General features: G+C 70.6%; 16 protein-coding genes and 1 tRNA gene. 1 reads left to right on the forward strand and 16 read right to left on the reverse strand.

Annotated elements, in window-relative coordinates; translation table 11 throughout:
• Positions 1–460: 460 nt before the first annotated feature.
• Entirely contained in the window at positions 461–1,159 is a 699-nt protein-coding gene (locus tag ACFQRJ_RS12935; protein ID WP_377019565.1) for a ubiquinone/menaquinone biosynthesis methyltransferase, read from the reverse strand.
• Between the two features lie 236 nt (positions 1,160–1,395).
• On the opposite strand from ACFQRJ_RS12935, the gene serC reads away from it, so the two are divergent.
• Positions 1,396–2,553, forward strand: coding sequence for a phosphoserine transaminase (gene serC / locus ACFQRJ_RS12940; protein ID WP_377019566.1), 1,158 nt, complete (start codon positions 1,396–1,398; stop codon positions 2,551–2,553).
• A 23-nt stretch (positions 2,554–2,576) separates the two neighbouring features.
• Here the strand turns inward: serC and ACFQRJ_RS12945 are convergent, their stop codons facing one another.
• The 15 genes from ACFQRJ_RS12945 to ACFQRJ_RS13015 all read right to left on the reverse strand — a co-directional run bounded on the left by ACFQRJ_RS12945 (position 2,577) and on the right by ACFQRJ_RS13015 (position 19,527).
• Entirely contained in the window at positions 2,577–3,170 is a 594-nt protein-coding gene (locus tag ACFQRJ_RS12945; protein WP_377019567.1) for a MarR family winged helix-turn-helix transcriptional regulator, read from the reverse strand.
• Positions 3,170–4,666, reverse strand: a complete 1,497-nt coding sequence (locus ACFQRJ_RS12950; RefSeq protein ID WP_377019568.1) for an NCS2 family permease — start codon at positions 4,664–4,666, stop codon at positions 3,170–3,172. The genes ACFQRJ_RS12945 and ACFQRJ_RS12950 overlap by 1 nt, the downstream gene beginning before the upstream one ends.
• A gap of 51 nt (positions 4,667–4,717) precedes the next feature.
• Positions 4,718–5,584, reverse strand: a complete 867-nt coding sequence (gene nagB, locus ACFQRJ_RS12955) for a glucosamine-6-phosphate deaminase (RefSeq protein WP_377019569.1) — start codon at positions 5,582–5,584, stop codon at positions 4,718–4,720.
• Between the two features lie 243 nt (positions 5,585–5,827).
• Positions 5,828–7,201: an NAD(P)/FAD-dependent oxidoreductase gene (locus ACFQRJ_RS12960; RefSeq protein ID WP_377019570.1), complete on the reverse strand. Its 1,374-nt coding sequence runs from the start codon at positions 7,199–7,201 to the stop codon at positions 5,828–5,830.
• 68 nt (positions 7,202–7,269) lie between these two features.
• A complete protein-coding gene (locus ACFQRJ_RS12965; protein ID WP_377019571.1) occupies positions 7,270–8,223 on the reverse strand; it encodes an exopolyphosphatase in 954 nt (317 codons plus the stop codon).
• The gene (locus tag ACFQRJ_RS12970; RefSeq protein ID WP_377019572.1) at positions 8,220–8,804 is read right to left on the reverse strand and encodes a DUF501 domain-containing protein; all 585 of its coding nucleotides are present in this window, start codon (positions 8,802–8,804) and stop codon (positions 8,220–8,222) included. Before ACFQRJ_RS12970 ends, ACFQRJ_RS12965 begins: the two co-directional genes overlap by 4 nt.
• The gene (locus ACFQRJ_RS12975; protein WP_377019573.1) at positions 8,801–9,448 is read right to left on the reverse strand and encodes a septum formation initiator family protein; all 648 of its coding nucleotides are present in this window, start codon (positions 9,446–9,448) and stop codon (positions 8,801–8,803) included. The genes ACFQRJ_RS12970 and ACFQRJ_RS12975 overlap by 4 nt, the downstream gene beginning before the upstream one ends.
• 30 nt (positions 9,449–9,478) lie before the next feature.
• Positions 9,479–10,762 carry a phosphopyruvate hydratase gene (gene eno / locus ACFQRJ_RS12980; RefSeq protein WP_377019575.1) on the reverse strand — a complete coding sequence of 428 codons (1,284 nt, stop codon included), beginning with the start codon at positions 10,760–10,762 and terminating at the stop codon, positions 9,479–9,481.
• 65 nt (positions 10,763–10,827) lie between these two features.
• Complete coding sequence (locus tag ACFQRJ_RS12985; RefSeq protein ID WP_377019577.1) at positions 10,828–11,592, reverse strand: MazG nucleotide pyrophosphohydrolase domain-containing protein; 765 nt, start codon at positions 11,590–11,592, stop codon at positions 10,828–10,830.
• On the reverse strand, positions 11,589–15,170 hold the full coding sequence (gene mfd / locus ACFQRJ_RS12990; protein WP_377019578.1) for a transcription-repair coupling factor: 3,582 nt from the start codon (positions 15,168–15,170) through the stop codon (positions 11,589–11,591). Before mfd ends, ACFQRJ_RS12985 begins: the two co-directional genes overlap by 4 nt.
• A 7-nt stretch (positions 15,171–15,177) precedes the next feature.
• The gene (pth, locus tag ACFQRJ_RS12995; RefSeq protein WP_377019579.1) at positions 15,178–15,789 is read right to left on the reverse strand and encodes an aminoacyl-tRNA hydrolase; all 612 of its coding nucleotides are present in this window, start codon (positions 15,787–15,789) and stop codon (positions 15,178–15,180) included.
• A 190-nt stretch (positions 15,790–15,979) separates the two neighbouring features.
• A complete protein-coding gene (locus tag ACFQRJ_RS13000) occupies positions 15,980–16,606 on the reverse strand; it encodes a 50S ribosomal protein L25/general stress protein Ctc (protein WP_377019580.1) in 627 nt (208 codons plus the stop codon).
• 299 nt (positions 16,607–16,905) lie between these two features.
• Entirely contained in the window at positions 16,906–17,886 is a 981-nt protein-coding gene (locus tag ACFQRJ_RS13005) for a ribose-phosphate diphosphokinase (protein ID WP_377019581.1), read from the reverse strand.
• The gene (gene glmU, locus ACFQRJ_RS13010; protein ID WP_377019582.1) at positions 17,883–19,391 is read right to left on the reverse strand and encodes a bifunctional UDP-N-acetylglucosamine diphosphorylase/glucosamine-1-phosphate N-acetyltransferase GlmU; all 1,509 of its coding nucleotides are present in this window, start codon (positions 19,389–19,391) and stop codon (positions 17,883–17,885) included. Before glmU ends, ACFQRJ_RS13005 begins: the two co-directional genes overlap by 4 nt.
• 64 nt (positions 19,392–19,455) lie before the next feature.
• Positions 19,456–19,527, reverse strand: a tRNA-Gln gene (locus ACFQRJ_RS13015).
• Between the last annotated feature and the right edge of the window lie 139 nt (positions 19,528–19,666).

The raw sequence follows: 19,666 nt of genomic DNA on the forward strand, positions 1-19,666 counted from the left end.
ACAAACAACCAGCATATAACTGCTGTATCATCCGTTAAAATTTGCCAATCAAATATTGGCATCAACAAACAGACACGCTATTGAGATATCAAGCAACACGCGCACTCGGTGCTCCAAGCCGCTAGGCTCTTTGCTCCGGGGCAACCCTTATAACTTAGGGGTTCCGGTTCTCCTTGTCAACTCGGTGCGATGTGACTCGCGCCGCGCCGGATTTCGGAGAGATCCGTTGTGCCTGCTCGGACCGGGTTTCGCGTTCCAACCTCTCGGCTGTCCCGCTGTCCCGTTCGGCTGGGCACGAGGAAGAACATTACGCAGATCGCCAGGTGCCGTCAAGCCGGAACGGCCTTCGCGGCGGTGGTCTGCGCCACACTGGCCGGTAACTTACAAAGACGCTGGTCAGAGGCTTGATCGGTCGGCAGGTGGGTTCCCGAGCCCGGGTCACCGAGCGCGAAGTGCCCGATCAGGAGTGACGCACGACGCCCCGGTGCAGCGCGACGATGCCTCCGGTGAGGTTCCGGTACTGCGCCCGCTCGAGGCCGCTCTCGAGGAACCAACCCCTCAGCTCCTCCTGGTCCGGCCACTCCAGGATCGACTCGGCGAGGTAGTCATACGCGTCACCGCTGGTGGTCAGCCGCCGCGCGACCGTGGGAAGCGCGCGCAGCAGGTACCTCTCGTACGCCGTGCGGAAGACACGGGAGCTCGGGGTCGAGAACTCGCACACCACGACCGTGCCTCCCCCGCGCACCACGCGCACCATCTCCGCAAGCGCGGCGCGCGGGTGCTGGACGTTGCGCAGGCCGAAGGAGATCACCGCCGCGTCGAACGCGTCGGTCGCGAACGGGAGGCGCTGGGCGTCGGCCCCGACGAACGGCACGGGCTCCCCCCGGCGCCGCCCCTCGCGCATCATCCCCAAGGAGAAGTCGGCCGCGACCACGCGCGCACCGGACCGTGCGATCGCCGAGGACGAGGTCCCGGTGCCCGCCGCCAGGTCGAGCACGGTGCCGCCCTGAGGGACCTCGAGCGCGTCGACCATCGCTTCGCGCCACATCCGCACCTGCCCGAGTCCCACCACGTCGTTGATGAGGTCGTAGCGCTTGGCGATGCTGTCGAACATCCCCGCGACGTCGTACGGCTGCTTCTCCAGATCGGCACGGCTCATGATCCGATCCTGCCATGTACCCGGACGGGACAGGGCGTGGTGCGTCGATACCCGGGACGGGGCGCGGGGGCCGGACGACCGGGCCGGGCGCGGAGAGTCCAGTCGCAGAGCGCACCGGCGCAGCAGGGATCCGCGCCGGCGCGGACCGGTCTCGGCCGACGCCCGCGCCCCTGGCAGGATGGTCCCGCCCGCCGGGTCCCCGGCGGCACCGGCCCACCCATCTCGAGGAGCAGCTGATGTCCGATGCCCGCACCCTCCGTGCCGAGACCATCCGCGGTCTGTCCATCCCCCGGGAGCTCCTGCCCGCCGATGGTCGCTTCGGCTCCGGTCCCTCCCGGATCCGGGACGAGCAGGTCGATGTGCTGCGTTCCGTCTCCCGCGAGGTGCTGGGCACCTCGCACCGCCAGGAACCGGTCAAGCAGCTCGTCGGGCGCATCCGCGCCGGCCTGCGCGAGCTCTTCTCCCTCCCCGAGGGGTATGAGGTGGTCCTCGGGAACGGGGGCTCCACAGCGTTCTGGGACATCGCGGCCTTCGGACTGATCGAGTCCCGCTCCCAGCACCTGGTGCTGGGCGAGTTCTCCCAGAAGTTCGCCTCCGAGGTCGCCGGCGCCCCCCACCTGGCCGAGCCCGAGCTGATCCGCGCCGACCCCGGTGCCCTGCCGGAAGCGGCGGCTCGCGACGATGTCGATGCCTACGCGTGGCCCCACAACGAGACGTCGACCGGAGTGATGGCTCCCGTGCGCCGCCCGGCCGGCGCCGGAGCGGACCAGCTCGTGATGATCGATGCGACGTCGGCCGCCGGCGGGGTGATGGTCGACATCGCCGAGACCGACGCCTACTACTTCGCGCCGCAGAAGGCCTTCGCCTCCGACGGCGGGCTGTGGCTCGCGCTGCTCTCCCCCGCGGCGCTCGAGCGGGCCCAGCGCCTCGAGGCCGACGCCACCCGCTGGATCCCGTCGTTCCTCTCCCTGACCGCCGCGATCGACAACTCTCGCAAGGACCAGACCCTCAACACGCCGGCCGTGGCCACCCTCGTGATGCTCGCCGAGCAGATCGACTGGCTCCTGGCGCAGGGCGGCCTGGCCTGGGCCGATGAGCGGACCCGGACCACCAGCGGGATGCTGCACGACTGGGCGGCGCGCCGCGGTGAGATCACACCGTTCGTCGGTGAGGCACATGCACGGTCGCAGGTCGTGACCACTCTGGACGTGGACGAGGCGATCGATGCCACGGCGATCACCGCCGTGCTGAGGGCCCACGGGGTCGTGGACATCGAGCCGTACCGCAAGCTGGGCCGCAACCAGCTGCGCATCGCCACGTTCCCGGCGGTGGCACCGGATGATGTGGCCTCGCTGATCTCCGTGCTGGATCACGTGCTGGATCGCTCCGCCTGACGCGGCGCCGGATCCCGGAGCGGTCAGTCCCGACGTTCGATGAGGGTCCGGCGCAGCAGCTCGGCCGCCTCGCGCAACGTGTCCCGCTCCTCGGGGCCGGCCTCCTGGATGCGGGAGCGGAGCCACTCGTCGCGTTCGGCGCGGCCGCGCAGGACCACCTGCTCGCCGGCGTCGGTGAGCGTCACGCGTACCTGGCGTCCATCCCCGGGGTGGGCAGCTCTGGTCACCATCCCCGCTTCCTCGAGCCGACCGAGGATCCTGGTCATCACCGGCGGCGTGACGTGCTCGAAGTCTGCGAGCGCCCCGGGCGTCGACTGCCCGGTGCGCTGGAGATAGGCCAGGACCGAGTACTGCGAGGCGGAGACGTCCTCGGAGGCGGTGTGCGAGCGGAGGATGCGGGAGGAGACCAGGAGGACGCGTCGCAGTTCGGCGGCCAGCTCCGCGAAGTCGCCGACAGAAACGTCGCCGACAGAGCCCTCGCCGACAGAAACGTCGCCCGTAGAGCCATCCGCCCGCCCGGCGCCGTCAGCGCCCACGGCACCGTCGACGCCCTCCGGCCCGTCCGCGCCCGCTGGAGGGCGGCCCGGTCCGGTCGGATCCTGGTCGTCGTCGGCCATCACAGCAGCAGGCTCTCGATCGCTCCGCGGAGGAAGTACACGACGAAGAGCACAGCGATGAGGTACATGAGCCAGTGCACCTCGCGTCCCTTGCCCCTCACCACGCGGATCAGGACGTACATGATGAAGCCCGCGCCCATGCCGACGGTGATCGAATAGGCGAAGGGCATCAGGATGATGGTCAGGAACGCCGGCAGCGCGATCTCGACGTCGGTGAAGTCGATGTCGGTGATCTGGGTCATCATCAGGAAGCCGACCGTGACCAGAGCCGGGGTCGCTGCCTCGTACGGCACCAGGGCGACCAGGGGCGACAGGAACGTCGTCAGCAGGAAGGCGATCCCGACGACCACGGCGCTGAGACCCGTCCGGGCGCCCTCGGCCACGCCGGAGGTCGACTCCACGAAGCTCGTGTTCGAGGAGACGCCCCCGACACCGCCGGCGATCGCCCCGACGGAGTCGACCACCAGGATGCGCTGGGAGCGCGGGATATCGCCGCGTTCGTCGACCAGGTCCGCCCCGGAGGCGACGCCCACCATCGTGCCCATGGTGTCGAAGAAGTCCGCCAGCAGCAGGGAGAAGACGATGACGAGAGCGCCGATGCCGCCCGCGGCGGTGATGCCACCGATGGGGTCGACCGTGAACAGGGTCGCGAAATCCGGAGCCTGGATCGGGAAGTCGGTCAGGGTGGGCACGTTCATCGCCCAGCCGCCGGGGTTGCCGTTGCCGGATTCATCGGCCGGAGCCCACGCGCCGAGACCCAGCACCTGTTCGATGAGGATCGCCAGCACGGTCGCGGAGACGATCGCGATCAGGATGGCACCGGGGACCTTGCGGACCCACAGGATCAGCATGAGCAGCAAACCGGCGACGAACACGAAGGTCGGCCAACCGGTGAGGGAGCCGTCGTTGCCGAGCTGGACCGGGGTGCTGGCCGCCGTGGTCACGAACTTGGCGTTGAACAGGCCCAGGAACGCGATGAACAGCCCGATGCCGACAGCGATCGCGGTCTTGAGGAAGGGTGGCACCGCGTCGAAGACGGCCTTGCGGAAGCCCGTGAGGACCAGGATCAGGATCACCACGCCCTCGAGCAGGACGAGGCCCATCGCGCCGCCCCAGGTCATTCCGGGCAGCGGCGCCACGGAGTAGGCGATGTAGGCGTTCAGGCCGAGCCCTGTCGCCAGGGCCAGCGGGAACTTCGCCCAGGTGCCCATGAAGATGCTCAGCAACCCGGCGATGAGCGCGGTGCCGGCGGCGACGGCGGGCAGATTCGGCTCCGTCCCCCCGCCGAGATACTGGCCGGTCGAGTCCGGCACCGTGCCGATGATCAGCGGGTTCAGCACCACGATGTAGCACATCGAGAAGAAGGTGACCAACCCGCCGCGGATCTCGCGGGGCACGGTCGAGCCGCGCTCGGAGATCTGGAAGAACCGGTCGAGACCGGAACGCGGCGCCACGGCCGTCGAGGAGGGGGACGAGGAGGGGTCAGCCTGCTGCATGCAGTGATCGTATCCGGCCGCACACAGCCCCGTCGTGCGCAGCCAGTCCGCTCAGCTGTGACGTCGGTCGGACCCCGCAGCAGAGTGCTCGCTCTCCAGCGCGCGGGCATACCGGTAGTAGTCGGCCAGCTCCAGCCGCGAGGCTGCGGCTTCGTCCACGACGACGACCACATCCGGGTGCAGCTGCAGGCAGGTCGCCGGCCACCGGGCGCTGATCGCGCCCTCGGCGAGCTGTGCGACGGCTTCGGCCTTGCCCTCGCCGGTGGCGCTCAGCACGATGCGGCGTGCCTCGCGGATGGTGCCGAGCCCCTGGCTGAGGGCGCGCACGGGGACGTCCTGGACGTCGTCGAAGAACCGGGCGTTGTCGGAGATCGTCCGGCGCGTCAGTCCGATCACGCGGGTGCGGGAGGCCAGGGAGCTGCCGGGCTCGTTGAACGCGATGTGCCCGTTGGATCCGATCCCGAGGATCTGCAGGTCCACGCCGCCGGCCTCGGCGATGCGCCGGTCGTACTGCGCTGCTTCGGCGACGGGGTCGGCGGCGGAGCCATCGGGGGAATGCACAGCGGCGTCGTCGATGTCGATGTGGGAGGTGAAGTTCTCCCGGATGAACCGGTGATAGCTCTGCTCGTGGTCCGGGGGCAGCCCGACGTACTCGTCGAGCAGGAACGCGCGGGTGCCGGCGAACGAGAGTCCCTCCTCGCGGTGGCGGCGGATCAGCTCGGTGTACGCCGGGACCGGCGTGGAACCGGTCGCGAGGCCGAGCACGGCGCCGGTCCGCCCCGGAGAGGCCGGGACAGTCTCCTCCCCCCGCCGCGGTGCGGGGTCCTGCGCGTCCCGGGCCCCGCGCACCGTCTGTTCGAAGACGTCGGCGACGACCTGCGCGCCCGCCTCGGCGTCCGCCACGATGTGGATCTCCATCGGGATCCTCCCTCCTGCTCGTCGAGCGCCCGGCATCGGCGACGCCGTCCCGCATGGCCGTTCGCGCTCACTTCATGATGTAAATGAGCATACTCGGTCACCGGACTGATGGCTGTGGGTGGGCGTGGCTCGCCCGCAACGTCACACGATGCCGACATACGACGAGGCACCGCCGCGCTGTGCGCGACGGTGCCTCGTCATGGGTGGGAGAACGCGATGCTCAGGCGGCGTCCCCCGGTCGGCTCACTTCTTCTTGCCGGTGTTCGCGGCGTACTCGAATGCCGCGCGCGGGGTCGAGGTCTGCGGAATGCCGACGATGTCGCGACGGGAGAGCAGGTTGGTCGCCCAGCCGGCGACGACGGCGGCCTTCCGGCCCATGGTCGGCATCGCGTAGAGGTGGTAGGAGCGAGCCAGGGCCCAGGCCGGCAGGCCACGGACGTCCAGCTCCTTGTCCGCCAGGTTGAGCCGGCAGACTCCCTTGTACATACCGAGGGTCGCCATGACGCCGAGGTTCTTGTGGTAGTAGTCCACCAGCGGCCGGCCCTGCACGGAGCGGGCGATGTTGTCGGCCACACGCTTGCCCTGACGGGTGGCGTGCTGCGCGTTGGGCGGGCAGAACTTGCCCTCGCCGGAGGCCAGATCCGGCACGGCCGCGCAGTCGCCGGCGGCGAACACATTGTCCAGCGGACCGTCGGTGCCGTTGACGCGGAGATCGGCGAGGGCCTCGAGCTTGCCCATCATGGGGCCGCGCTCGGTGATCACGGGCAGATCCGAGACGTCCGAATCGGACAGCACCGGGGCCGGCTTGACGCCGGCGTTCCACACCAGCAGGTCGGACTCGAACTCGTCGCCGTCGCTGGTCTTGATCACGCCGTCCTCGGCGGAGTTCAGGAAGGTCTCCAGCTTGACCTCGATGCCGCGCTCGCGCAGCTGGTTCAGCACGTAGGCGCGCTGATCCTCGGAGAGCTCGGGGAAGACGAACGGAGCGGCGTCGATCAGCACGAAGCGGATGTCCGAGGCGTGGAGGTCGGGGTAGTAGCGCAGGGCGTCGCGGACCATGTCCTCGGTCTCGGCGATCGCCTCGCCGCCGGCGAATCCGCCACCGATGAAGGTGAAGGTCAGCAGCCGCTTGCGGATCTTGGGATCCTTGGTCGACGCCGCCTCGGCGAGGTTGGCGAGGATCCGGTCGCGCACCGCGACGGCCTCCTCGATCCACTTGAAGCCGATGGCGTTCTCCGCCAGGCCCGGGATGGGCAGCAGGCGGGGGACGGCGCCGAGGCCGACGACCAGATAGTCGTAGGTGATCTCGAGCTGCACGTCCTCCTCGGTGTTGACCACCACCGTGCTCTCCGCGCTGCGGATGCTGGTCACCGAACCGGTGACGACCTTCGTCCCCGGGAGCATCTTGCGCAGGGGCGCGAGAGCGTTGCGGGGATCGATGCTGCCGGCACCGACCTCGGGGAGGAAGGGCGCGTAGGTCATGTACGGGCGCGGGTCGACGACGGTGATCGCGACCTCGGAGCCGAGGGTCTTGCGCAGCTCGGACGCGGTCGTCTGGCCGACGGACCCGCCGCCGAGGATCAGGACATGGGGCTTGCCGCCGAAAGTGGTGTTCATGGGCACAGCCTATGACCGTCGCGGCCGTCACACAAAAACGGTCCGCCCCGCGTGACGCGGCGGTGGACTCAGCGGGCGCGGTCGAGCAGGTCCAGCGCCATGCCGTCGAGGATGTCGTGCTCGCTGGTGCGGGTCTCGGTGATGCCCGAGGCGTCGGCCACGCGGCGCATGATCCGCGACCAGATCAGCGCTCCGGCGCCGATCACGTCGATGCGTCCGGGGTGGATCGTGGTGTGCCGGGAACGCTGTGCGCGGCTCTGGGAGAGCAGGTCGCGGCAGATCCGCTCGACGTCCGGGATCTGCAGGGTCGCACCGTGGGTGACGTCGGGCCGGTATTCCGTCAGTCCCTCGGCGACGGCGGTGAGGGTGGTGATCGTGCCGGCGACGCCGACGAGGGCGGCCGCGCGGTCCAGGGGCACCTCTCGCGCCGCGTCCTCGAGGAGGAGGTCGATGTCCGCGGTGGCGGCCGCGATCTCCGCCTCGGTGGGCGGGTCGGTGGCGAGGTGACGCTCAGTCAGGCGCACGGAGCCGATGTCCATGCTGATGCGATGGCTCGGGGTCTCGGTGCCCAGCACCAGCTCGGTGGACCCGCCGCCGATGTCCACCACCAGCCGTGGCCCCTCGGGCAGGGCCTCGACCGTGCTGACGGCGCCGCGGAAGGAGAGCGCGGCCTCCTCGTCGCCAGTGATCACCTCGGGGCTCACCCCGAGGATCGCGCGGATGCCGTCGATGAACACGTCACGGTTGGAGGCGTCCCGGGTGGCCGAGGTCGCCACGAAGCGCACGTTCTCGGGGGCGACTCCGTGGTGCTCGATCAGCTGCTGGTACCGCCTCGCGGCGTCCAGCGTGCGTTCGACGGCCACGGGGTCGAGACTGCCGGTGCGGTCCACGCCGAGTCCGAGTCGCACCATCTCGAGCCGGCGCTCGACGTCCACGAGGCCGGGGCCGTCGTTCTCGCGCCGCGCGATGAGAAGACGGATGGAATTGGTGCCGCAGTCGATGGCGGCGACGGGGACGATCAACGCTGCTCCTGGGAGTCGTGTGGGTCGGGGTCCTGCGCGTCGAGGTCCTGCGCGTCGAGGTCGTGCGCGCACCGGCACATCAGCTCGGGAGCCGCACCGCGGATCCGTCCGAGTGCCTCGTCGGCGACAGGATTGACCCCGGTGCCCTCTGCGAGGGCCTGCGCGGCCAGGGCGTGCAGGCACTTCACCCGGGTGGGCATGCCCCCGGCGCTGACGTGGCGGACCTCCTCGGCCTCGCCCAGTTCCTGGCGTCGGGCGAGATAGCGCTCGTGGGCCAGTCGATAGCCCTCCGCGAGCGACTCGTCGGTGGCGAGCCGGTCGGTCAGCTCGGCCATCACCCCGGTCGATTCGAGGCGGGAGAGTTCGAGCGTGAGCCACGGCAGGGTGAGGTACAGGGAGGTGGGGAACGGGGTGCCGTCCTCCAGCCGGGGCGCTGTGCGGACCACTGCAGGACGCCCGCAGCCGCAGCGTCTGGCGATGGAGACCACACCTCGCATCTCCCGTCCCAGCTGGTCCCGCATCACCTCGAGGTCATGGGCGGTGGCCGGGGACTCGAAGGGCAGGGGCGGAAGGGATGTCACTGGTCGGGGTCCTCGGGGGGCTCGTCGGCGGCGTCCTCGTCGGTGGAGCCGGGTTCGTCGGGGATGTCCTCGGCAGTGACGCGGCTGGATCCCTCCACGCTCTCCCAGAGCGTGGAGAACCATTCGCCCTCCCGGGCCTTCTCGGCCGCCTGCTCGGCCTCGGTCAGCGGGACGTCCCGGCCGGAGGTGTCGGTGAGCCGGTACTGCGTCTCGCCGGGCATCGCGAACAGCAGGCGTTCGCGGGCGCGCGCGGCGACGTAGGCAGGATCCTCCCAGCGGTCGACCTGGGTGCGCAGGTCCTCGACCTCCTCCTCCTGCCGCTGGACCTGTGCCCGCAGCTCGGAGAGCTGCTGACGCTGGGCGACGTAGGAGTTCACGGTGGGCACGAGCGCTGCGAGGGCGATGACGACCAGCGCGACCAGCGCGAGGGTGCGGCGGGTGATGACGACCCCGGGACCGTCCTCCTCCGGGCCGCGCGGAGCGGTGCTGCGGGGACGGGAGGCCGCGGCAGGGCCGCGGTTGCGGGAGCCGGGGGCACCCTTCGCGGCGGGGCGCCCGGTCGTCCGCGTCGTGGGGCGACGGGCCCCGGACGCAGAGACCGGGCGCCGCGCTGATCGCGGGGCGCCCGGTCGTCTGTTGCTCATGCGCACGAGGTTACAACCTCGAGACGGATCTCAGATCGAGAAACGCGGGAAGGCGGAGGCACCTGCGTAGCGCGCGGCCTCGTCCAGCTCCTCCTCGATGCGCAGCAGCTGGTTGTACTTCGCCACGCGCTCCCCGCGGGCGGGGGCACCGGACTTGATCTGGCCGCAGTTGGTGGCCACGGCGAGATCGGCGATGGTGGTGTCCTCGGTCTCACCGGAGCGGTGGGACATCATGGCCTTGAAGCCCGCGCGGTGGGCGAGGTCCACGGCGTCGAGGGTCTCCGAGAGCGAGCCGATCTGGTTGACCTTGACCAGCAGGGCGTTGGCGGAGCCCTCCTCGATGCCGCGGCCGAGTCGCTCGGGGTTGGTGACGAAGAGGTCGTCGCCCACGAGCTGGACCTTGGCGCCGACGCGGTCGGTCATGGCCTTCCAGCCCTCCCAGTCGTCCTCGTCCAGCGGGTCCTCGATGGAGACCAGCGGGTAGGACTCGACGAGCTCGGCGTAGTAGTCGATCAGCTCGGTGGAGGACTTCGAGGTGCCCTCGAAGGTGTAGGAGCCGTCGGCGAAGAACTCGGAGGCGGCGACGTCCAGCGCCAGGGCCACGTCCTTGCCGGCCTCGTAGCCGGCCTTGCCGATCGCTTCGACGATCAGATCCAGCGCGGCGCGGTTGGAGTCGAGGTTCGGGGCGAAGCCGCCCTCGTCGCCGAGACCGGTAGCCAGCCCGCGGTCCTTGAGCACGGACTTCAGGGCGTGGTACACCTCGGCGCCGACCCGGAGGGCCTCGGAGAAGCTCTCCGCGCCGATGGGGGCGATCATGAACTCCTGGATGTCGACGTTCGAATCCGCGTGGGATCCGCCGTTGAGGATGTTCATCATCGGCACCGGCAGGATGTGCGCGTTCGCACCGCCGACGTACTGGTACAGCGGCACCCCGGCGGAGTCCGCGGCGGCGCGCGCCACGGCCAGGGACACGCCGAGAATGGCATTGGCTCCCAGGGCGCCCTTGTTGTCCGTGCCGTCGGTCTCGTTCATCACGGCGTCGATCGCACGCTGCTCCTGGACGTCCATGCCCAGGATCTTGGGCTGGATGTCGGCGATGACGGCCGCGACGGCCTGCTCGACGCCCTTGCCCAGGTAGCGGTCCTTGTCGCCGTCACGGCGCTCGACGGCCTCGAAGGCACCGGTCGACGCGCCGGAGGGCACCTCGGCGCGGGCGAAGGTGCCGTCGTCGAGGAGGATCTCCACCTCGACGGTGGGGTTTCCTCGGGAATCGAGGATCTCGCGGGCGTGAACGGCATCGATCAGAGCTGCCATGGGCTGTTCCTTCCTTCGGGTGAAGATCCGTCACGGCCGGTCGGCGCTGACCGTCCTCGGACAGTCTAGGCCGTGTGGTGCGCGCCGCCCGCCGCGGGGTCCTGGCGCGTGGGCTCACCGGCTGCGGCCATGCGGGTCAGCAGCGCCCGCAGCGCGGTCTCGGGGTCGTCATCGCGCGCCTCGGCGGTGACCACGAGGTCCAGCAGGGAGCGCCCGAGGTTCCCTCCCCACTGCCCGGAGTCCTCGGCCGCCGCCGCACCGTCGGCAGCCTCGAGCAGCTCGTCCAGCCGCCCGGCCGAGCGTGCCCGATGGACCACTTTGGCGGCGCTCTGCAGGGCGGGCAGTTGGGCGGGGATGCCCTCGAACCAGCCCTTCTCGCCCTGGCCGGAGGCCCGTCGCTCCGCGGCTTTGGCGGCATGCCACTGGGCGATGATCTCCTCGACGTCGCCGGGGTCCTCGAGCGTCTCGGTGCGGTTCTCACCGAAGACGTGCGGGTTGCGCCGCTCCATCTTGGCGACGAAGGCACGGGCCACGTCATCGATGTCCCAGGCCGGGTCGGACTCCTGCCCCACACGGGCGTGGAAGAGGATCTGGAACAGCAGGTCGCCGAGCTCGTCGGCCAGCGCGCCGGGTCCATGGGCCGACGGGTCGTCGATCACCTCGAGGACCTCGTAGGTCTCCTCCAGCAGGTATCGCGCGAGCGACGCGTGGGTCTGCTGGTGCGTCCAGGCGTCCCCGTCGGCCGCGCGGAGGGCCTCCATCACCTCGACCGCTCGCAGCAGCTCACTGCCGCGAGCGGGAGCAGGGTCCGCCTCACGTGGGTCGTTCACGAGGGCGAGGCTACCGGGGCGGGCACGAGCGTGCCCAGCACCTCGCGCGCCCAGTCCAGCAGCTCGTGGTCACGCAGCTCCGTCCCCCCGAAGCGGGAGGTGGTGGGCCGCGGCACCAGCACCTGGCGGGTGGTGGGTTTCAGCAGCGTGCCCGGGTAGAGGCGCTTCATGCGCATCGCCGCGGAGTCCGGCACCTCGAGGTGGGCGAAGCGGATCATCTTGCCCTGGGCCTGGACCTCGTCGATGCCGGCGGCGCGCGCATCGATGCGGAAGCGCGCGACGTCCAGCAGCACCTCGACCGGCGCCGGCGGGGGGCCGTAGCGGTCGGTGAGCTCGGAACGGATCTGCTCGATCTCGGAGAGCTCCCGCACCGCGGAGAGCTTCGAGTACGCCTCCAGCCGGAGCCGCTCGGAGCCGATGTAGTCGTGCGGGACGTGCGCATCCAGCGGCAGCTCGACGCGGATCTCCTTCTCCGGCGCAGCCCCTTCCCCGCGGAAGGCCGCGACCGCCTCGCCCACCATCCGCACGTACAGGTCGAACCCGACCCCGGCGATGTGGCCGGACTGCTCGCCGCCCAGCAGGTTGCCGGCGCCGCGGATCTCGAGGTCCTTCATCGCCACCTGCATGCCGGCCCCGAGGTCGGTGTTGGTCGCCAGAGTGGTCAGCCGGTCATGGGCGGTCTCGGTCAGGGGCTTCGCCCCGTTGTAGAGGAAGTAGGAGTAGGCGCGCTCGCTGGAGCGGCCCACACGCCCGCGCAGCTGATGCAGCTGCGAGAGACCGAACCGGTCGGCGTTCTCCACGATCAGGGTGTTGGCGTTGGAAATGTCCAGGCCGGTCTCGACGATGGTGGTGCACACCAGCACGTCGAAGTCGCGCTCCCAGAAGTCGATGATGACGCGCTCCAGCTGGGCCTCGTTCATCTTGCCGTGGGCCACCTGGACCCGGGCGTCGGGCACCAGCTCGCGCAGATGGTTCGCGACCCGATCGATGTCCTCGACCCGGTTGTGGACGTAGAAGACCTGGCCCTCGCGCAGCAGCTCGCGGCGGATGGCCGCCGTGACCTGCTTGTCGTCCTGGACCCCGACGTAGGTGAGCACCGGGTGGCGCTCCTCCGGCGGCGTGGCCAGGATCGACATCTCCCGGATCCCGGTCACGGCCATCTCCAGTGTGCGCGGGATCGGGGTGGCGGACATCGCCAGCACGTCCACGTTGGTGCGCAGCGCCTTCAGCGTCTCCTTGTGCTCGACCCCGAAGCGCTGCTCCTCGTCGACGATCAGCAGCCCCAGATCCTTGAACCGGACGTTGCCGGTCAGCAGCCGGTGGGTGCCGATGACCACGTCCACGCTGCCGTCGGCGATGCCCTCGACGGTGCGCTCGGAATCCGCGGCGCTCTGGAAGCGCGAGAGGCCCCGCACGGTGACGGGGAAGCCGGCGTAGCGCTCGGTGAAGGTGTCCAGATGCTGCTGGGCCAGCAGCGTGGTGGGGGCGAGGACGGCGACCTGCTTGCCGTCCTGGACGGCCTTGAAGGCGGCGCGCACCGCGATCTCCGTCTTGCCGTAGCCGACGTCGCCGAGGATCAATCGGTCCATGGGGACCGGCTTCTCCATGTCCGCCTTGACGTCCTCGATGGTCGAGAGCTGGTCCGGGGTCTCGATGAACTCGAAGGAGTCCTCGAGCTCGCGCTGCCACGGAGTGTCCGGCCCGAAGGCGTGGCCGGGCGCGGACTGCCGGGCCGAGTACAGCCGCACCAGCTCATCGGCGATCTCGCGGATGGCCTTGCGGGCACGGGACTTGGTCTTGGCCCAGTCCGAGCCACCCATCTTGTTGACGGCCGGCTCCTCGCCGCCGACGTACTTGGTGACCTGGTCGATCTGGTCGCTGGGGACGTAGAGGCGGTCCCCGGGCTGGCCCTTCTTCGAGGCCGCGTACTCGATGACCAGGTACTCGCGGGTGGTGCGCTTGGCGCCGGTGCCGACGGTGCGGCTGGTCATCTCCACGAAGCGCCCGACGCCGTGGTGAGAGTGGACGACGTGGTCGCCGGGGCGCAGCTGCAGGGGATCGACGACATTGCGCCGGCGCGAGGGCATCCGGCGCTCCTCGGCGCGGCGGGCGCCGGATTTACCGGTCAGGTCCCGCTCGGAGGCGAGGATCACGCGGGCGTCCTCGTCGATCAGGCCCTCCGGGAACGGGCCGACGGTGACCACGGCCTCGCCCGGAGCCACGGGCCCCTCCAGCTCTGGCGTGAACACGGCGGGCATGCCCTCGCCGCGGAGGTTCTCGGTGACGTGCCGGGCGCCACCGGCACCGACCATGGTGGCCAGCACCGACCAGCCGTCCTGGCGGCGCTTGTCCAGATCCTTCGCGGCGTCACCGGGTTTGCCCGAATAGCCCGGGTGGGTGCGTGAGGAGGTGGTGAGGTCGACGTCGGCATCCAGTCCGAAGGGAGCCAGGGTGAACCAGGGGCGGCCACCGTCGCGGGCATGCCGCTCGGCTTCGGCCAGCGGCACGAAGCTCGCCTCGCCCACGTCGATCGGCAGCCCGCCGCCGGCGGCGGCGCTGGACCAGGCGGCGGCGAGGAACTCATCGGTGGTGGCCACCAGCTCCGCCGCGCGGGCACGGGACTTCTCCGGGTCCAGGACCAGGAAGCGTGAGCCCTCGGGGAGGGTGTCGGTGACCTGCTCCATCCCGTCGACCAGAACCGGGCTGAGGGATTCCATGCCGTCGGCGGCGATCCCGTCGGCGATCCGCAGCAGCAGGTCGCGTGCGCCGGGCAGCTCGTCGGCCATGGCCCGGGCGCGCTCACGCACGGCAGGGGTCAGGAGGATCTCTCTGCAGGGCGGGGCGTCCAGCCCTCGCGGCGCCGGGTCGAGGGAGCGCTGGTCGGCGACCGAGAAGTAGCGCACCTCATCGACGTCGTCGCCGAAGAGGTCCACGCGCACGGGATGCGGCTCGGTGGGCGGGAACACGTCGAGGATGCCGCCGCGCACTGCGAACTCGCCGCGCTTCTCCACCATGTCCACCCGGACGTAGGCGGCGTCGACCAGGTCCCGTTCGAGATCCTCGAGCGGGTACGTGTCGCCGACGGCCGCGCGCACCGGTGCCAGGTCGCCGAGCCCGGTGGCGATCGGCTGGAGCAGGGAGCGCACCGGCATCATCAGCACATGCACCGGATCCTCGGACTCCGGATGGGCGATGCGCCGCAGCGTCGCCAGCCGCTTGGCGACGGTGTCGGCTCGCGGGGAGAGCCGCTCGTGAGGGAGCGTCTCCCAGGCCGGGAGCTCGGCGAGGTGCTCGGTGCCGACCAGTGCCGACAGTGCCGAGCGGACATCCTCGGCGGCGCGGGTGGTGGGGGTCACCACGACCAGGGGGTGCTCGGCGCTCGCGCGGCGCGCGAGATCGGCGACGACGAAGGGGAACAGGGCGGTGGCCGCGACGATGCTGCCGCCCTCGCCGGTGCCCGATCCGTCCTCGACGAGGGAGCGGACCGCAGTGAGGTCTCGGCCCTCGGAGAGCTGGTCGAGCAGCGGAGACAGCGGTGCCCGGGTGGAGGTGGCGGGTGCGTGGGTGGTGGTGCTCATCGAGGTGTCACGCCTTCGGGGAGTGGAATCGCTGCTGGGCCGTGGTCAGGCCCTCGAGGACGACGGACTCGACCGCATCGGCGGCGTCGGCGATCACGAGGTCGAGGCTCTTGCGCTCGGCGGCGGTGAAGGGCGCCAGCACATGGTCGGCGGTGTCGCAGGACCCGGTGGGGCGGCCGACGCCGACCCGGATACGCAGGTAGTCCTTGGTCCCGAGCGCCCTGGTGATGTCGCGCAGGCCGTTGTGGCCGCCCTCGCCGCCTCCGAGCTTGAGGCGGACGGCCTCGAACGGGATGTCGACCTCGTCGTGGACGACGACGATCCGCTCCGGCGGGATGTCGTAGTAGGAGGCGAGCGCCTTGACGGGCCCGCCGGAGACGTTCATGTAGGTGGTGGTCTTGGCGAGGATCGCGCGCTCGCCCGAGCCCGGCACACCGAGCCGGCCCTCGAGCACGACGGCCTGGGCCCGGCGAGCGGCGGCGAAGCGGCCCCCGGCGGCACCGGCGATGTGGTCGAGGACCATGTGCCCGATGTTGTGGCGCGTCGCCGCATATTTGGCGCCGGGGTTGCCGAGGCCGACCACCAGATGAGGTCCCACTCGACGATCGCTCACGGTCATGGACGGCTCCTCGATGCAGCGTCGGCGCCGTCCGGGCGCTGCTGCCCGGCACGGCCTGGGCCCCCGGCGTGGCGGGCGGCCCCGGATACCGTACCGGGGCGCCGCGCAGTGCGCGACGCCCCGGGGCGGTGCATGTGAGCAATCGAGCGGATAGCCGGTGCCGAAGACCCGGCGGGGCCGCTCGGGGAGGTCACTCCTGCTCGGAAGACTCCTCGTCGCCTTCGGCCGGCTCCTCGCCGCTCTCGGCGTCGGCCTCGGTCTCCTCGTCCTCGGAGGCCTCGCCACGGGGCTCGGAGACGCTGAGCACGAGCAGCTCCGCGTCGGAGACCAGCTCGGCGCCCTCGGGCAGCGTGACGTCACCGGCGAAGAGCTGGTAACCGTCCTCGGTGCCGTCCACGTCGATGTCGATCTGCTCGGGGACGTTGAGCGCGTCGACCGAGAGGGTGATGGCCTGCAGATCGACGAAGGCGACCGCCGGGGAGACCGGCTCGCCGTGGACCACGACGGGGATGTCGACGTCGACCTTCTCGCCCTTGCGGACGGTGATCAGGTCCAGGTGGGTCAGCGTGCGCTTGAGCGGGTGGCGCTGGATCTCCTTGATCAGCGCCAGGTGCTGGGCGCCGTCCCCCAGGACGAGCTCGAGCAGCGCATTGGGGTTACGGGCGGCCAGCGCGGTCTCGTGGCCCGGGAGCGACAGGTGGATCGGTGCCTCGCCGTGTCCGTACAGGACAGCGGGGACGCGATCGGTGGCGCGGATGCGGCGGGCTGCGCCCTTGCCGAAGTCCTCGCGCAGTTCGACGTTCAGCTTCTCAGCCATGGGATGCTCCTCGTGGGTGCGGATGCGGGCGATGAGCGACGCCACGGGGCACGGGAGCACCGCTCCCGGACATCCGCACCGCGTCGATCACGGAGGGGGCAGCGCCCACTCCCTCGCCGAAGTGACGCGGTGAGATTAGCACGCCGCGGCCCCTGTGGCGCCGCCGGCGTGAGGAGCCTCGCGCCGATCAGACCCGACCACACCATCCGACCTCCTACCGCTCGCAAGCTCGCAGTACGTCGATCAGGCCCGACCACACTGCCCGATCTCCTACCGCTCGCAAGCTCGCAGTACGTCGATCAGACTTCACCATCGAACAGGCTGGTGACGGAGCCGTCGTCGAAGACGGCCCGGATGGCCCGGGCGATCAGCGGCGCGATGGAGAGCTCCGTGAGCCGGTCGAACTTCTTGTCCGCCGGGATCGGGAGCGTGTTGGTGCACACCACCTCACGCACGGAGCTGGACTTGAGGCGTTCGGTGGCGGGGTCGGAGAGGATCGGGTGGGTGGTGGCGATGATCACCGAGGAGGCGCCGTTGGCCACCAGGGCGTCGGCCGCCTGCACGATCGTGCCCGCCGTGTCGACCATGTCGTCGACGAGGATGCAGGTCTTGCCGGTCACGTCACCGATCACGCGCTTGGCGACGGCCTGGTTGGGCCGGTTGGCATCGCGCGACTTGTGGATGAAGGCCAGGTTGACCCCGCCGAGCTTCTTGGCCCATTGCTCCGCGACGCGGATCCGGCCCGCATCCGGGGAGACCACGGCGATGTCCTCGTCGCCGTAGCTGCGCAGGATGTAGTCGGCCAGGATCGGCAGCGCCATCAGGTGGTCCAGCGGCCGGTTGAAGTAGCCCTGCACCTGCGGGGCGTGGAGATCCACGGAGATCATCCGGTCGATGCCGGCGGTCTCGTACATGTCCGCCACCAGGCGCGCGGAGATCGGCTCGCGGCCGCGGTGCTTCTTGTCCTGACGGGCGTAGGGGAAGCTCGGGGCGATGGCCGTGATGCGCTTGGCCGACGCCCGCTTGAGGGCGTCGATCATGATCAGGTGCTCCATCAGCCAGGTGTTGATGGGCGCGGGGTGGGACTGCAGCACGAACACGTCGGTCCCTCGAACGGACTCCCCGTAGCGCACATAGATCTCGCCGTTGGCGAAGTCCCAGGCGTCCATCGGGAGCACCTCGACGCCGAGCTCCTCGGAGACCTCCTGGGCGAGGACCGGGTGGGACCGGCCCGAGGCCAGCACCAGCCGCTTCTCCCCCGTGGTGACGATTCCGCTCATCGCTGCTCGTGCTCCTGGTTCTCCTCGGCGGCAGGTCCTGCAGGCGTCTCCGTGGCGGGGCTGTCCTCGGTCCCGAGCGCGGCCCGGGCCGCTGCCTCGGCCGCGGTCCCCGCACGGCGTCGCAGAGTCCATCCTTCCATGTTCCGCTGCGCGACGGCGTTGACGGCCAGAGCGCCCGGCGGCACATCCTTGCGCACCGTGGTGCCCGCGCCGGTGGCTGCCCCGTCACCGATGGTCACCGGGGCGACCAGGATGTTGTCGGAGCCCACCCGGACGTGCTTGCCCACGGTGGTGCGGTTCTTGGTCACCCCGTCGTAGTTCGCGAAGATCGTGGCGGCCCCGATGTTGGTGCCCTCCCCGATCTCGGCGTCGCCCACGTAGCTGAGATGGGGAACCTTGGCACCCTCGCCGATCTGGGCGTTCTTGGTCTCGACGAACCCGCCGATCTTCCCGTCGGCCCCGAGGACGGTGCCTGCCCGCAGATAGGAGAAGGGGCCGACGCTGGCACCGGCCCCGATCTGGGCGAGAACGGCGTGGGAGCGCAGCACTTCGGCGCCGGAGCCGACCTCGGTGTCGCGCAGGGTGGTGTCCGGGCCGATCACGGCGTCCTCGCCGATGTCGGTGGCACCGTGCAGCTGCACTCCGGGCCGGATCACCGCGTCCTGCGCGATGGTGACATCCGCGTCGATCCAGGTGGTGGCGGGGTCGACGATGGTGACGCCGGCGCGCATGTGGCGCTCGAGGATGCGGCGGTTCATCTCGGCGCCGAGCTGTGCGAGCTGAACGCGGTCGTTGACGCCTTCGACCATCGTGACGTCCGCGGTGACCACGGCGCGGACCGCGCGGCCGTCAGCACGGGCGATGGCCAGCACATCGGTCAGGTACATCTCACCCTGGGCGTTGTCGGTGCCGAGGCGGCCCAGAGCATCGCGCAGCACGGCCAGGTCGAACGCGTAGATCCCGGAGTTGATCTCGTCGATCCCCCGCTGCGCGTCGGTGGCGTCCTTGTGCTCGACGATGCCCAGCACCTCGGTGCCGTCCTCGCTGCGCAGGATGCGACCGTAGCCGGTCGGGTCCGGCACCCGCGCGGTGAGCACGCTGACCGCGGCCCCGGCGTCCTCGTGCGCGGCGACGAGCTCCCGCAGGGCGGCGGGATCCAGCAGGGGGACGTCCCCGTAGGTGACCAGCACGGTGCCCTCGGTGGCCGCGACCTGGCCGAGACCGCACTGGACCGCGCGGCCCGTGCCCGGGATCTCGTCCTGGTCGGCGACCGTGACCTCGGGCGCATGCTCGGCGAGGTGCTCGGCGACGAGGTCGCGCTCGTGGCGCAGCACGGCGACCAGTTCCGAGGGGCTGGTGCCCTCGGCAGCGGTGAGCGCATGGACGAGGAGGGACCTGCCCCCGATCTCGTGGAGCACCTTCGGCGTCCGGGACTTCATGCGGGTCCCGGCGCCTGCGGCCAGAACGATGACAGCGGCGGGGGCAGGCGTCTCGGCTTTGTCCACGTCAGCGGCTCCTCGGATCGACGGGTGGTGTGGTGCGACAGCGCCGCAGCAGCGGCGGTGGGCGTTCCGCCATCAGGACTCGAACCTGAAACTTCAGAACCAAAATCTGAGGTGTTGCCGATTACACCATGGCGGAGCAGTCTCCGATGCCGCCGACCGCCCGGGGTCGAGGACCCGCGTGGCGGCGGGCGCAGCGGACTGCGGGCACGGGAGGCGGCGTCGCGGACGCGGGCCGATCCTATCGCCCGCGCGGCCGCGCGACGGACCACCGGGCC

This window comes from Brachybacterium sp. GCM10030252 (genome assembly GCF_042666535.1).
GTDB lineage: Bacteria > Actinomycetota > Actinomycetes > Actinomycetales > Dermabacteraceae > Brachybacterium.

Coding starts and splice junctions, on each gene's coding strand:
- ACFQRJ_RS12935 (WP_377019565.1), bottom strand. CDS start 1,159: ATGAGCCGTGCCGATCTGGAGAAGCAGCCGTACGACGTCGCGGGGATG.
- serC (WP_377019566.1), top strand. CDS start 1,396: ATGTCCGATGCCCGCACCCTCCGTGCCGAGACCATCCGCGGTCTGTCC.
- ACFQRJ_RS12945 (WP_377019567.1), bottom strand. CDS start 3,170: ATGGCCGACGACGACCAGGATCCGACCGGACCGGGCCGCCCTCCAGCG.
- ACFQRJ_RS12950 (WP_377019568.1), bottom strand. CDS start 4,666: ATGCAGCAGGCTGACCCCTCCTCGTCCCCCTCCTCGACGGCCGTGGCG.
- nagB (WP_377019569.1), bottom strand. CDS start 5,584: ATGGAGATCCACATCGTGGCGGACGCCGAGGCGGGCGCGCAGGTCGTC.
- ACFQRJ_RS12960 (WP_377019570.1), bottom strand. CDS start 7,201: ATGAACACCACTTTCGGCGGCAAGCCCCATGTCCTGATCCTCGGCGGC.
- ACFQRJ_RS12975 (WP_377019573.1), bottom strand. CDS start 9,448: ATGAGCAACAGACGACCGGGCGCCCCGCGATCAGCGCGGCGCCCGGTC.
- eno (WP_377019575.1), bottom strand. CDS start 10,762: ATGGCAGCTCTGATCGATGCCGTTCACGCCCGCGAGATCCTCGATTCC.
- mfd (WP_377019578.1), bottom strand. CDS start 15,170: ATGAGCACCACCACCCACGCACCCGCCACCTCCACCCGGGCACCGCTG.
- pth (WP_377019579.1), bottom strand. CDS start 15,789: ATGACCGTGAGCGATCGTCGAGTGGGACCTCATCTGGTGGTCGGCCTC.
- ACFQRJ_RS13000 (WP_377019580.1), bottom strand. CDS start 16,606: ATGGCTGAGAAGCTGAACGTCGAACTGCGCGAGGACTTCGGCAAGGGC.
- ACFQRJ_RS13005 (WP_377019581.1), bottom strand. CDS start 17,886: ATGAGCGGAATCGTCACCACGGGGGAGAAGCGGCTGGTGCTGGCCTCG.